13 protein-coding genes and 1 pseudogene are annotated in these 12,284 nt (G+C 70.8%); 3 read left to right on the forward strand and 11 right to left on the reverse strand.

Going from position 1 to position 12,284, the window contains the following annotated elements:
- Nucleotides 1-144: 144 nt before the first annotated feature.
- Nucleotides 145-342: a hypothetical protein gene (locus tag ACZ3I3_RS37805; protein WP_467372305.1), complete on the forward strand. Its 198-nt coding sequence runs from the start codon at nt 145-147 to the stop codon at nt 340-342.
- A gap of 141 nt (nt 343-483) precedes the next feature.
- On the opposite strand, the pseudogene ACZ3I3_RS37810 reads toward ACZ3I3_RS37805, so the two are convergent.
- The 4 genes and pseudogenes from ACZ3I3_RS37810 to ACZ3I3_RS37825 form a co-directional block, all read right to left on the reverse strand.
- A pseudogene (locus ACZ3I3_RS37810) lies at nt 484-627 on the reverse strand (IS5/IS1182 family transposase); the annotation flags it as partial.
- A 243-nt stretch (nt 628-870) separates the two neighbouring features.
- Complete coding sequence (locus ACZ3I3_RS37815) at nt 871-1,566, reverse strand: hypothetical protein (RefSeq protein ID WP_467372306.1); 696 nt, start codon at nt 1,564-1,566, stop codon at nt 871-873.
- Nucleotides 1,567-1,634: 68 nt separating this feature from the next.
- Complete coding sequence (locus ACZ3I3_RS37820; RefSeq protein WP_467372307.1) at nt 1,635-2,087, reverse strand: GNAT family N-acetyltransferase; 453 nt, start codon at nt 2,085-2,087, stop codon at nt 1,635-1,637.
- A 24-nt stretch (nt 2,088-2,111) separates the two neighbouring features.
- On the reverse strand, nt 2,112-2,249 hold the full coding sequence (locus ACZ3I3_RS37825; RefSeq protein ID WP_467372352.1) for a methyltransferase domain-containing protein: 138 nt from the start codon (nt 2,247-2,249) through the stop codon (nt 2,112-2,114).
- A 48-nt stretch (nt 2,250-2,297) separates the two neighbouring features.
- Between ACZ3I3_RS37825 and ACZ3I3_RS37830 the strand changes: the two genes are divergently transcribed.
- The gene (locus ACZ3I3_RS37830; RefSeq protein ID WP_467372308.1) at nt 2,298-2,990 is read left to right on the forward strand and encodes a carbon-nitrogen hydrolase family protein; all 693 of its coding nucleotides are present in this window, start codon (nt 2,298-2,300) and stop codon (nt 2,988-2,990) included.
- A gap of 392 nt (nt 2,991-3,382) precedes the next feature.
- On the opposite strand, the gene ACZ3I3_RS37835 is transcribed toward ACZ3I3_RS37830, so the two are convergent.
- Together ACZ3I3_RS37835 and ACZ3I3_RS37840 are read right to left on the reverse strand one after the other, a co-directional pair.
- Nucleotides 3,383-3,754, reverse strand: a complete 372-nt coding sequence (locus ACZ3I3_RS37835) for an HNH endonuclease family protein (protein WP_467372309.1) — start codon at nt 3,752-3,754, stop codon at nt 3,383-3,385.
- Nucleotides 3,755-3,899: 145 nt separating this feature from the next.
- Nucleotides 3,900-4,058 carry a hypothetical protein gene (locus ACZ3I3_RS37840; RefSeq protein ID WP_467372310.1) on the reverse strand — a complete coding sequence of 53 codons (159 nt, stop codon included), beginning with the start codon at nt 4,056-4,058 and terminating at the stop codon, nt 3,900-3,902.
- Between the two features lie 409 nt (nt 4,059-4,467).
- On the opposite strand from ACZ3I3_RS37840, the gene ACZ3I3_RS37845 reads away from it, so the two are divergent.
- Nucleotides 4,468-4,944 carry a DUF2000 domain-containing protein gene (locus ACZ3I3_RS37845; protein WP_467372311.1) on the forward strand — a complete coding sequence of 159 codons (477 nt, stop codon included), beginning with the start codon at nt 4,468-4,470 and terminating at the stop codon, nt 4,942-4,944.
- Between the two features lie 492 nt (nt 4,945-5,436).
- Here ACZ3I3_RS37845 and ACZ3I3_RS37850 read toward each other — a convergent pair whose 3' ends face one another.
- The 5 genes from ACZ3I3_RS37850 to ACZ3I3_RS37870 all read right to left on the reverse strand — a co-directional run bounded on the left by ACZ3I3_RS37850 (nt 5,437) and on the right by ACZ3I3_RS37870 (nt 12,284).
- The gene (locus tag ACZ3I3_RS37850; protein WP_467372312.1) at nt 5,437-8,955 is read right to left on the reverse strand and encodes a CHAT domain-containing protein; all 3,519 of its coding nucleotides are present in this window, start codon (nt 8,953-8,955) and stop codon (nt 5,437-5,439) included.
- A 3-nt stretch (nt 8,956-8,958) separates the two neighbouring features.
- Complete coding sequence (locus tag ACZ3I3_RS37855) at nt 8,959-9,123, reverse strand: hypothetical protein (protein WP_467372313.1); 165 nt, start codon at nt 9,121-9,123, stop codon at nt 8,959-8,961.
- Nucleotides 9,123-9,773, reverse strand: a complete 651-nt coding sequence (locus ACZ3I3_RS37860; protein ID WP_150485054.1) for a DUF6338 family protein — start codon at nt 9,771-9,773, stop codon at nt 9,123-9,125. Before ACZ3I3_RS37860 ends, ACZ3I3_RS37855 begins: the two co-directional genes overlap by 1 nt.
- 330 nt (nt 9,774-10,103) lie before the next feature.
- Nucleotides 10,104-11,102, reverse strand: coding sequence for a YdcF family protein (locus ACZ3I3_RS37865; protein WP_467372314.1), 999 nt, complete (start codon nt 11,100-11,102; stop codon nt 10,104-10,106).
- Nucleotides 11,103-11,525: 423 nt separating this feature from the next.
- The gene (locus ACZ3I3_RS37870) at nt 11,526-12,284 is read right to left on the reverse strand and encodes an SDR family NAD(P)-dependent oxidoreductase (protein WP_467372315.1); all 759 of its coding nucleotides are present in this window, start codon (nt 12,282-12,284) and stop codon (nt 11,526-11,528) included.

Below are 12,284 nucleotides of genomic sequence, written 5' to 3' on the forward strand. Positions count from 1 at the left end.
GCCCTTGTCAGTGGTGGCGGGCCACACGGTCTTGCCTGACTTCGGTGGCCGCACATGATTACGGCTGGATACGGTCCCCCCCCCCGTTGTTCCGCCCTGCACTGGAGGCCGGGAGGCCGGGAGGCCGGGTACACCCTGGCCCTCGTGCGGGCCCTGACGCCGTTCGGTGCCGCCGCCCGTGAGGCCCGGCCCGAACTGGTCGGCTGCCTCAAGACCGGCCGCGCGGCCATCGTCGCCGCCCGCGAGTTCGCTGCCGCCCGCGTGACCGCCGCCCAGCTTCGGGACGCGATCCGACAACACCAGACCACGCCGACCCCTCCTCAACCATTGACCCTGTTCTAGCCGCCCAGACAGGCCGGGGGAACGAGCCGACCTCCGTCCGCGGGCAGCTGGTCCTGGAGGTCGAGGCCCTCCCCCGACGACGCAGGGGTGGACCGGTGGGCGGCGCCGCCGACCGCATGGGGAAGACGTCCTCACCTCTGGTCATCGCCGTGCCCAGATGACGATGGCGGCGAGGTGGAGGGCGGCCTGGTAGGCGATCGGGAGCTTGTCGCATCGCGTGGCCAGGCCGCGCCACTGCTTGAGGCGGTTGATGCACCGCTCAACGGCGTTCCGCTGCTTGTAGGTCACCCGGCAGGTCAAGCAGGGTCTGTCCCAGACGCATGCCCTCAGCTGAGCCCCCTGGGCGGCTGGCTCACCCACTCGGCAACGGTGACCGGCCTTGAGCGCCGATTCGATGATTCGGTAGGTGGGAGCGGGCAACGTTTGTCGATGGATTTGGGTTCTGGCTCAGGTTCTGTGGTGCGGCCACGTTGAGTGAGCGGATCCCCTCGAGGTTGACCGATCCCGATGGCGAAAACGAACCCCGGGTCAGTCCCCCGCCTCAGCTGCGGACCTCCTGCTAAGAAACTGCTTCGCTGCCTCAACCGCTTCTCCGTTGAGTTCCTCGACGGAGACTCCCCAACTCTCCTCCCAGCCGTCTAGGTTGTGCGCGCAGTGCACAAGGGGTTCCAGCTCTTCGGGGTAGCCGAGGTCATAGGCGATGTCTGCCCAGATGAGGTGAGTGCCGGCGGCGGGATCCAGGGATCCGTCGGCGATCTGACCGGCGATCCAGTAGGCCATCGCCCACTTTGCGGCCCGGGCGTCTGCGGGCGCGTGGAAGAGCAGTCCCAGCTCCTCCAGTACTTGGTCGAAGAGCTCCGGCGCTTCGGGCTCTTCGCTCCGGAGGAGTCCAGCCAGCATGGCCAGGGACGGGCTCTCGACCCCAGCAATCAGCGCGTCCAGACCTGCCTGTATGAGCCTGTCCGACCCGACATGCCTGCCAAATGCCCTCTCACGCGCGATGTGTCTGAACTGATCGAGGGCGTCGCTGGTCATCAAAGTCTTCCCCGTCGGCATCTGGAAGGGAAAGGCTTGCACATCCGCCGAGCTCCAGGGCAGAGGCAGGTCGGCGATGACCGCGTCGCGGTCGATGCCTGCGGCAAGGGTGTGGAGGCTGGGCAGGTCGTCCCGCCGGACGGCGTCGAACCAGACGGGCAGGCGCTCGCCCTGACGCTCGGTGAGCATGGTCGCGAAGGAGCGGACGGGCCCGGCTGAGCCAGTGGCTGCGCCCACTCGGCGGTTCCGGCAACCCCTCACTGGGGGATGGTGAACCGCAGCTCCGGTCGCTCCCAGGCCACCTTCGGCGGTCGTGGAGCGACCGTGCCCACTCGCTCTGCTCCCAGACGGCGGTAGAACTCCTCGGCCGGGGGATGGGAAACCACACGCACGCCGGTCAGCCCGGCCTCTCCGGCCTGGCCAATCATGTGATTCACCAGGAGACGGCCGATGCCCATCCCCTGAGCGTCGTCCGCCACGAAAGTCAAGTCCAGCTCCGGGGGATTCAGTACCAGAGCGTAGAAGCCCAGCAACCGTCCGGTCACTTCGACGGCCATGAAGACTTGATGCCGAGCGATGTAGTCGGCGGTGACCCGGTGGTCAGAAATGATCGAGGCGTACTGCCCCTGGTATGCGCCGGATCCCTGGACCAGTGCCGTCAGGAGCTCCGCATCCTGCTCAGTGGCACGTCTGATCATCATCGACTGCATCTGTGCAGTGTAGGAGTGAAAACTCTACTCAGGTATTACCGATCCGGCGGCCTTCTCCCTCGTCCGCCGGACCGCGCGGTCGACCAGGTCGACGGCCGCCACCCGCCAGCCGTGCCGAGCCAGGTACACCGCGTTGGTTCCGGTGCCGCAACGGCTCGCTATGTGGCCGCTCTATAGGGTGATCGCGTGATTCGACGGGGGGAGTTCGTGGTGGAGCAGCTGTTGAGCATGGCGGTGGCGCAGCCGAGATGCACGGCTTTCGACGTGACGTCCAACGCGGTGGCCCACGCGGAGGCCGTTCGGGCGGCGGACGCGCGGGTGGTGGTCTTCCCCGAGATGTCGCTGACGGGATACGAGCTGGATGCGGAGCCGGTCGTTCCGGACGATGAACGGTTGGCTCCGATCGTTGCCGCGTGCGCCGAGACAGGGACGCTTGCCCTGGCCGGCGCGCCTGTGCCGGGTCCGCGCATCGGCATCCTGGCTGTGGACGGAGACGGCGCACGGGTGGCTTACGGGAAGGTGTACCTGCACGGCAGCGAGGCCGCCCATTTTGTGCCTGGGGAGCCCGCCGTGATCGAAGTGGACGGGTGGCGGCTGGGACTTGCCGTCTGCCGCGACACGGGTATCCCCGAGCACGCCGCGAGGACCGCAGCGCTGGGCATCGACGGGTATGTTGCTGGGGTTGTCCACGCCGATCACGAGGCTGAGGTCCACGGCGAACGCGCCCGCCGGGTCGCAGCCGACCACGGGGTGTGGGTCGCCACGGCGGCCTTCGCAGGACCGACCGGTGGCGGTTTCGACCGCACGTCCGGCCGCTCGGGCATCTGGTCCGCCGACGGGGAACTGGTCGCGGAGGCGAGCGCCGCCCCCGATGAGATTGCGCGGGCGGTTTTCATCAAGTGAGTCCCGAGTTGGAGCATGGGAGCCGCGGCTGGCAGATGGGCAATCGTGCTCAACTGTCGTGTGCTGCCCCAGTGTTGTTGATCGGGGGCAGTGATTTTCCATGATCTCCGCAGGCGTATCGGTTCCATGTCCCGCCGGTCCCGTTGAGGAGCCGCTGGATGAACCGGCCCCCGTGCGCGTGTATCGCGGCCCACCCCCAACAGAGACCTCCCGTCGGGGAACCCCAGGCCGCGGCCGGCTGTGCGAGTGGCGTATGCCCGCCGCGCGCGAGCGGTGGGGGGCGACGGTACGGTTCCCCCCCCGGCGCTGCAAGGACGGCGTGACGGTGCCCCGACCGTGGATGGCTCCCGGGCACCATCGGCACGCTGCCCCGCTCCTGGGGCAGCAGTCGCTCAGCGGGCGAGCGTCACCTTCACCGGTTCGTTCGGGCAGTTGGCCATGCCGTCGGTGAGCGCCTGGCGCTCGGCGTCGTCGACGCTGAGCTGCCAGCGCATTTTCACCGCCACCCAGTCCGCCAGGTATTCACACCGGTACGCCTTCGCCGGTGGGAGCCACGTCGCCGGGTCCTGGTCGGCCTTGGACGGGTTGGAGCGGGCGGTGACCGCGATCAGGGCGCGGTCGTCACCGAGGTCGTTGGCGTACGCCTCCCGCTCCTTCGCCGACCACTCCCCCGCCCCGAGTCCCAGGCCTCGGCGAGCGGCACCATGTGGTCGACACCCAGGCCGCCGGCAGCCTCGACGTAGACGTCGTCGTACGGGCTGCACCACTCGCCCCGGTCAGTGCGCAGCGCGGGCCCTGCTCCGGGGCGATGAACGCCTCTGCCAGCCGCACCTCCTTGCGGGTGTTGCACTGGCCCTTGTCGGCATCCTTCCAGTGCCGGAACGAGGTGCGCGTGTACCCGGCGCGCGCCTACTCGGCGGCGGGCAGGGCCTTGACCGCGTCCCACAGTGGCAGGGCGAGCGTGCCGCCCGCCTCCCCGAGCGGTCCGGGCGCGGCGTGGGCGGGCAGGGTCAGAGCAGCGAGCGCGGCCGTGGCGGCCGCGAACGTGGCGAGCAGGCGCACGAGCATGGTCCCTTTCGAAGAACCCGACTGGTCAGGATCTTCGTAGCGGGGCCGCTGCCCTGCCGGGGCGGATCGGCGGGCAGTTCACCCGCGTGCGCGGCGGCGGCCGAGGAGAGCCGCCGACGGCGACGAACGGGGTCGGCCTGCAGGTGTTGCAGGGCAGCATCAATCAGACCCGCGCCGGCCCGGCGAGCGGCGGCGGGCCACGGCGCAGAAGAAGTCGGGCCAGGCCCGCAAGACGGCCCGGAAGCCCGCCGCGAAGGGCACTACCAGGTCATCTCAACTGGTGAGTATGCGGGATTAGATCAGGGCGCAAGATCGTACAAGATTGGCGTGCCGGTCTGCGCCAGTCTCTGGGGGACATCGCCCGAGGCGCCCCTCAGCGACTCCCCTTGAGATCTTGAAAGAGGCACCCATGACCGTCCCCACTGCGAGCCCCGCCTGTGTCGACGCGACTGAGGTCGACAGCCGCTATAAGTTCGTCGTCGCCCTCAAGGCGAAGCTTCCGCCCGGGGTGGCGGCGAACGCGGCGTCGCACCTGTGCCTGGGGCTGGCTGCCAAGGCAGCCACCGAGCAGCCGGAGCTGCTGCGCAAGATGTCGTTCCTAGCGTTCTCGGACGCTGATGCCGGCAGCCACGCCCCCATCTCCGGGCTCTCGCTCGTCGTCCTCGAAGGGCGCCCGGCCTGGGTCCGGCGGATGCGCGACCAGGCCGACGCTGCAGGACTGCTGTACACCGACTTCACCGCAGAGATGACCGGGGACACCTACGCAGAACAGCTCGACCGGATGAAGACCACGCCGGAGCAGGCCCTCGACTACTACGGAGTGGCCGTCTTCGGGCAGCGCGATGTGCTGGATCCGCTGACCAAGAAGTTCTCCCTGCTGCGCTGACCTCCGGTCGACCACGAGCACCTCGTCGGTCTTCCCCCCCCCGCCGTCAGGACCGGAGAGACGGCTTGTCCGGTGGAGTCGGTCGTCGCGGACGCCGACTGGCTGCCTCCGGCAAACACCGCGTCGCCTTGTGTCACGCTGAAGGTGACCGACTCGTCAGTGATGAGCGTCTTCCCGTCCGCCGACCACGCCTACGAACGCATCCTTCTCAGCTGTCTTGCCCCGGCCGCGCGTGCGCACCGGTGCGGTGCGGGACATCGTTGGTGCGCACGAAACTGTCAGAGTCGTCACCACAGCCAGGCGTTGGAGAGCCGCGTCCGGGACAGGGCGCGCGCGTCGCGCCGCGCGGCGGCGCTGCCGATCCGATTCTGGTCATCTCGACGAAGGAGCGGCTGATGTCCATGCCGCTCGCGTCGACGTCGCCCGACAGCACAGCACCAGCACTGCCGGGCGACCCTCCTCCTTGGCTCTCGCCTTCGCTTTTGCTCGTCATCAGGCGCCCGCGTGGACGTGTGCGGCCCACACCGACGGCAGGTTCGGATACTTCGCCCTGAGCTGCCTGACCGTGCGATGGACCGCCGCCGACGCGCACAACGCACCGGATCGGTCCGCGATCAACTCGCCGTAGAGCTGCTGGCTTAAGGCTGGTGCCACCACGTCGTCGACGCGCCAGAGCGTGCCGACCACCTGGGAGAAACCGGCTATCTGAAAAGCCGCCAACGGGTGGATCGCCTCGTCGGACAGGCGCGCAGTGGTGCGGGCCGTGTCGCAGGCCGACAGGAACGCGAACTCCGCGTTCCGCAGACGCAGCCGGGAAAGGTCCAGCACCCGAAGCGGCGCGCGGTCGTGGTCGTGCAGCGCGAGGTGGCTGTCCGAAGGGTTGTCCGGGTCGCTGTACCCGTGGCAGGCGAAGTGCGCCCAGCCACTGGCCGGCAAGGCGTCGAGAACGGCGTCACGAGTCGCGTCCGGGCCGACCAGGACCGTGGCGCCGGGTATGAGAGCGGCCAGGTGGTCGGCTTCGGCCTGTGCGCCGGGCAGGTCCGGGGCATCCGGAGTGTGCGGCATCGCGACCACCAGCAGCCGCGGCTCGTTCCGGTCGTCGCGGCGGCCCGCGCGGGCGTGACCCAGGGCGCGGATCGTCGGCGTCGTCGAGGAGACGACGCGGTCGAGGAGCACAGGTCCGCCGTCGCGGTGGTGGCCCGCCGCGTGCAGGGGGAGCAGGCTGAGCGGCCCGACCGGGGCCCACCAGATCCTTGGCCACGGACCATCCGCCGCCGGTTCCGCCGTCAGCCCCAGTTCGCCGAGCACAGGGCCCACGATGGTGTCCCACAGCCACTCGAGCGTGTCATGGATCGCCTGCTCGGCGGCCAGCCGCCCCTTCGTGAACGCGGTGTGCAGAGCGCGTACGCGGTGGCTCACGGTCTCTTCGCTCAGCCGGTCCAGCGCGCGTGACCGGACCCCGTCCGGAGTGATGATCAGCGCGTCACACCGGTGCCGGCTGACGTTGACGTACACGATCGGGCCCTCGTGTGCCTGCGCGGTGAGGTCGGTGAGCAGCGGGGGCCGTAGGAACCGCTCCATCCCGGGCAGCGCGCGGATTCGGTCGGTCACCGCGTCGAGCTCGTCGGCGAGGGCCACGCGGTCGCTTGTGGTGTCGGTTTCGAACTCCGCGGTGAGCGTCTGGAAGCGTTCGGCCAGCTCGGGTGCCCGCTCGTGCAGGTCGGAAAGATCGCCGCGGCTGTCGAGTGCCTGGGCGGCGAGTACGCAGCGCCCTGATTCGAGCAGGGTCACCGCGCTCACCTCGTCGCCGGCGGCCAGCGCGCACGCGGCCGCGTCGGCGGCGACCCCGGCGAACCGGCCGAGCCAGTACTGGGCGTCCTCGCGGCCCAGGCGGCGCCCGGCGAGCCGGGGCAGCAGCCGGACCGCTGCGGCGTACCCCTCGGCGGCCACGTCGAACTGCCCGGCCTCGGCGGCCAGATCGCCCCACCGGTCCGCCGCTTCCGCCCGGCTCTCCGTCGGCGATCCGGCAGACGCCGCGGCCTCCCGGTAGCAGCCGAGTGCCTCGGTCAGCGCGTCGCCGTCGCCGAGGTGCCGGAAGCCGAGCGCCAGGACGTTGGCGACGAGGGTCAGTAAGCCCGCCCGGGAATAGGCGTCCTGCTCGGGCCTTTGCACCGCACTCCGGGCCAGGCCGACCGCCTCGGCGAGGAGTTGCGGATCCGGCGGCTCCTCTCGCGCGGCGGCGGGTGCGACGGGGTTCGTGCACCAGTCGCCGAGCGCGGCGGCCAGACTCGCGGTGTACCCGGGCCAGTGCGGGCTGTCCTGCGGAGTCGCGGCCACGGACGCGCGACGCGCGGCGATCGCGTCCCGCAACGCGTTCCGGTCGCCGAACTTCTCGTAGGCCATCCCCAGGACACCGCCGAGATTGGCCAGTCGCACTGCCCGGCCCGGGTCGTCGTCCGCCGTCACATCCGCGGCCGCGCGGTGCGCGTCGATCGCCTCGTCGAGCACGCTCGCCTCGCCCGTCCTGGTGAACAAGTCGGACAGCATGGTGCCAAGGTTGGAGAGCCGCTGGGCCTGCCCGGCGACCAGGCCCGCGCCGAGGCGGACGGACTCCCTCGCGTGGTCGACCGCCTCCGACAGCACCTGCAGTTCGCCGGTCACCCTGAACCGTTTGTGCAGCACGACGGCGAGGATCCCGAGCGAGCGCGGGTGGTCACCCTGCCCGGCGGTGGCCTCGGCGGCACGGCGAGCGACGTCGATCGCGTCCATGACGTGGGTCAGGTCTCCGGTCGCGTGGAACAACGCGTTCAGGTTGACGGCGAGGTTGCCCATGAACTGGACGCGCAGCGGATGGCCTGCCGACGTGCACTCGACCGCCTCCCGCTCGATGATGACGGCCTCCGCGAGCGCGGCGCGGTCCCCGAACGCTTCACCCCGGGTGGCCAGCGCCGTGGCGAAGTGGTCCAGCCGCACGCCGCGGCGGGGGTGCCCGGCGGGGGTGGCGGCCGCCACCGAACGTCCGAGCTCGAGCGCCCGCTCGAGCAAGGTCGAGTCCCGGGTCTGCTCGAACTCGGCGGCGTACCGGCCGCACATTTCGGCTTCGGTGTCGGCGCGTTCCCAGCCACGGTCCCATTGCGGGCCCTCGCCGGTGAGCGCGGCCCAGTCGCGTTCCGTGGTCGTCAGCTCGACGAGGTTCTGCGAGTGCCGCAGATCGGTGACCGGGGTGTGGGCCACCAACGTCTGCCGGACCCGGAGCAGTTCGGCCAGATCATCCCGCGCTCCGCGAGCCCGGAAGCGGTCGTCGAGAAGGTACGCGAGGATCTTCAACCGGTCGAGCACGTCGGACGACCCGGCCGGTGTGAGCTCCACCGCTCGCCGCGCGGCGTCGACGGCTTCCTCCACGACACCGGTCTCCCCGGTCTCATGGGACCAGTCGCGCAGGACGACGGCGAGGAAGTGCAGGCTCCTGGCGGTGGACTCGTCATCGGGGGAGCATGCGACGGCGGCCCGGGCGTGCTCGGCGGCTTCCGCCAGGGGGGCGAGGTCCTTCGTCACGGTGAACGCCGTCCGCAGCGCGACAACGAGGTTGTCCAGGTAGAACGCCTTCTCCGTGGATGGTTCCTCGTCGACGGCCGTCCTGCTCCAGTCCAGCGCGTCGGCCAGGGTTCCGCGGTCCTGGTTCCGCTGGAAGGCGGTGTGCAGCAGCATGCCGATGTTGTTGGCGTAGCTGGCCGAGTCCTCCGGGCTTTCGTACGCCAGGAGGTAAGCCTCCGTGACTGCCCGGACGGCTTCCTGCAGGAACTCGAAGTCTCCGGTCTGGTGGTAGCGGGTCTGCAGCAGGCCCCCGAGATCGGACAGGACCGAGTGGCGCTCGGCCACGTCCTCGGTGGCCAGCAGGGCATGGCCGAGGTCGATCGCCTTCTCGACCGACGCGGGGTCCGCGCTGTGCCGGGCCACCTGGAACGCCTCCCAGAACCGCTCGGCCAGACCGTTGGCGGGCCCGCCGCCCACGCGTCAGTCCTCGTTGCCGTTCGAGGTGCCGGCCGGGCCGCCGGGCGCCTCGTCCGGCTCGGCGACCGTGCGTTTCGGGGTGTAGCCGCGTTCCGCGGCCTCCTGCAGCAGCGCCGCCTCTTCGAGCGTGAGCTCGGGTTCGTGCGAGAGCTCGGGTTCGTGCGCCATTATCGCTCCTCCCCCGGCACGGCCGCCGGTTCTCCGGCTTCGACGAACTCCAGCACATCGAAGTCTTCCGCCCGCAGCCGCAGGCCCGCCGTCCCGTGCACGCGCGCGCCGAACGCCCCGTCGGCACCCATCACGCGCGCCGATTCGAGGTACAGCTCGGCCGGGTGGGGGTACGAGGAGGCGTACGACCGGTTGCCGTACCAGCCGCCCGCCCAGTTGCCGTCCTTGAGCCGCACGCGCACGAAGCACGGTTCGCGGTCGCGGAACGCGTGGTCCCAGGCGCTGGGCGTGCGCAGGAACCGAGCTTTGCGCCGCTGCCGATCCACCAGGGAAACGGTGACCGCCGCCACGGCCGGCACGACGAGGAACAGCACCACGGCGACGAAGCCGACCACTCGCGGCCGTTCCACGAAGCCGTCCCAGCCGCCGCCGGCGCCTCGAGCCAGGCGAACCAGCGCCGGCCCCGCCACCACCGCGTACAGGGCGTCCAGCGCGATCGACGCGACGATCGCCCGCAGCACCCGCTCACCCAGATCACGCTCACCGGGCACCGGCCCACGGCGGCGTTCCCGGACGAACTGATAGGTGACCCCGGGCAGCACCAGAAGGACGAGCAGAGCGAGCTGCACGACGGTCGCAGGCGCCTGCACTCACCACCCCCATGTCTCACGGACTCCGCTCGATCAGGCTACTGCGGGACACGCGACATGCGAACCTACAGGTGCGGGCGTGGTGGTCATGGTCGTAGCGCAGGTGGCGGCCCTGGCACACGGCGCAGAGGTTGGGCCGGGTCGCAGCTCCCCGGCGTGTGGCACCTGCTGAGCGACATTTCGTCGGTGCACCGCCGTATGGGAGGCCCCATCAGGGTCCGTGCCGGTCACACAGTCGGCACGGACCCCTCGGTGCGGTGCGCGGCCACCTGACCGGAACGGGCCGCGGCGCCTTTGTCAGGACCTCTGACACGGTCTGCGGCCGGCGCTTCAGCGCTGGAAGACCGCCGTCGCCACCGGCAGTGCCAGCAGCAGGCTGAGGCCGACCAGGGGGAGGCGGTCCAGCCACAGGATGGCGGCGAATTCGCGCAGCGTCGCGGCCAGCCAGTAGGCGGGGGAGGTCGGCGCGCCCACGACGTGCACGGACACGCCGACGCGGCGGGCCAGCAGAGTCGTGCGGTAGACGTGGAAGCCGCTGGTGACCACCGTGGCACGGTGGCCGGGAGTGGTGCCGTCCACGAGGGCCGCGCTGAAGCGGAGGTTCTGCCCGGTGTTGACGGAGCGGTCTTCCCGCACGATCCGGTCGGCGGGCACTCCGCGTCCGTGCAGATAGTCGGCCATCGCGTCCGCCTCGGAGCGGACCTCGTCGTCGCCCTGGCCGCCCGAGACGACGAACACCACACGAGGCGTGTCCGGTGCGCGGGCGGCGTCGATCGCAAGGGCGCGCTCCAGCCTGCGGGTCAGCAGCGGGCCGGGCCGGTCGCCGTCGAGCCCGGCGCCCAGGACGACGACATGGGTGGTTTCCGGCAGGGGGGTGCTGCGGCCCCAGACGAACGCGTAGCCGGCGAAGACGAGGAAGAGCAGAGTGAGGTATCCCGCGGCCGCGTTCACCGCGATCAGGAGGGCACCGAACACCTCGCCGCCGACCACATGGAAGACCGCGTCGAGGCCGAGCACCGTCAGCACCGCGCAGCCGGCGGCCCCGGTCGCCAGCAGGGCTGCCTGCGGTCCGTAGCGCCGGACCAGGAGGACACCGTCGGCCAGCAGCAGCAGGCCCAGCGCGAGCGCCAGGAGCAGGGCGGCGACGGCGACCACGGTGGCGATGGTCGGGTGGGCTGCCGCACTGCGACCGGCCACGCCGAGTCCGGCAGAGGTCACCGCGAGGCAGAGCAGGACGGCGGTGGAGAACCGGTGCGGTGCCAGCAAGGCGTTGACGACACCGCCCGCGGCGAACACGACCGCGGCGAGGTACTCCGGGTACTCCGGCATGTGCCGCACCGCTCCGCTCTCCCGCCCGCCGGGCCTCTGCCCGTACCCGACCGCCTCTCGCCGCCCGCGGGTGCCCGGGCCCGGTACGGACGGCTGCCGGCCATCCTCCCAGACCTGCTGTGGTGCGCCGAACGCGGGCGGGCGGTGGTGCACATTCCGCGGGACCGGCATGTCTGCCGGTGGTGCTGCCCGCCGTCCGCGCAAGGACACACAGTTGGGCGGTGTGCCCTATAGACCGGTACGGCCGCCGTCGCCGGCGCGTGCGCGGCTGAGGGGGCGACCGCGCTCCGTGATCCGAAGAGGTGATGCCGCTGTTGGCGCCGCGGCACCGCAGTGCGGCCGCTCTGGTCGGGATGTGGCTCTCGTTCCAGCCCGTTGTGCGGGGTTCCTTCCTGGGAAGGGTGCCGCTGAAGCTACGAACCGTCAGGCCGAGGATCCGCTGTCGATGACCAGGTCGGCGCCGACCACCGCGCCAGCCGTGGGCGAGGCGAGGTAGAGCACCGCGGCTGCCACTTCTTCTGCCTCCGCGACCCGGCCGAGCGGGTTTTCTGTCTTCACTCGCTCGGCACGGTCGGCCTCGGTCTCGCCGGGCCGCAGCGACATGGGAGCAGCGGAGGCGCCGGGGCTGACCGCGTTGATGCGGATGCCCTGGTGGATGTGGTCGAGAGCGGCGGCGCGGGTCAGCGCGGAGACCGCTGCCTTTGAGGTGATGTACGCGGCAACGTTCGGGATCCGCAGGTGTGCGCCCAGGTTGGAGGAGATGTTGACGATGGCGCCGCCGCCGTTGTCCTTCATGTGTGCGATCTGGTGCTTCATGGCCAGCCAGACGCCCGTGACGTTCGTCCGCAGCACCGCATCCCAGTCCTCCTCGCTCACTTCCCCGACGGGCCCGGTGCCGCGGAGTATCCCGGCGTTGTTGACCGCGATGTCCAGTCCGCCGAAGCGGGTAACGCTCTCGCGTACCAGGTTCTGGAGCTGGCCGGAGTCGGTGACATCGGCGGTGACGGCGGCGGCCGTGCCGCCTGCGGAATCGATGAGGCCGACCGTCTCGTTCAGAGTGGCCGCGGTGCGCCCGGCGGCGACCACGGATGCGCCCTCGGCTGCGAATGCGAGCGCGATTGCGCGGCCGAGACCGGAGCCTGCGCCGGTGACGAGGACGGTCTTGCCGGTGAAGCGGTTCAT

This window comes from Streptomyces sp. NPDC016851, from assembly GCF_055562795.1.

Bases quoted from the DNA above. Each gene is read 5' to 3' on its own strand.
- ACZ3I3_RS37815 (WP_467372306.1), bottom strand. From the start codon at position 1,566: ATGCTCACCGAGCGTCAGGGCGAGCGCCTGCCCGTCTGGTTCGACGCC.
- ACZ3I3_RS37820 (WP_467372307.1), bottom strand. From the start codon at position 2,087: ATGCAGTCGATGATGATCAGACGTGCCACTGAGCAGGATGCGGAGCTC.
- ACZ3I3_RS37840 (WP_467372310.1), bottom strand. From the start codon at position 4,058: ATGCTCGTGCGCCTGCTCGCCACGTTCGCGGCCGCCACGGCCGCGCTC.
- ACZ3I3_RS37845 (WP_467372311.1), top strand. From the start codon at position 4,468: ATGACCGTCCCCACTGCGAGCCCCGCCTGTGTCGACGCGACTGAGGTC.
- ACZ3I3_RS37855 (WP_467372313.1), bottom strand. From the start codon at position 9,123: ATGGCGCACGAACCCGAGCTCTCGCACGAACCCGAGCTCACGCTCGAA.
- ACZ3I3_RS37865 (WP_467372314.1), bottom strand. From the start codon at position 11,102: ATGCCGGAGTACCCGGAGTACCTCGCCGCGGTCGTGTTCGCCGCGGGC.
- ACZ3I3_RS37870 (WP_467372315.1), bottom strand. From the start codon at position 12,284: ATGAACCGCTTCACCGGCAAGACCGTCCTCGTCACCGGCGCAGGCTCC.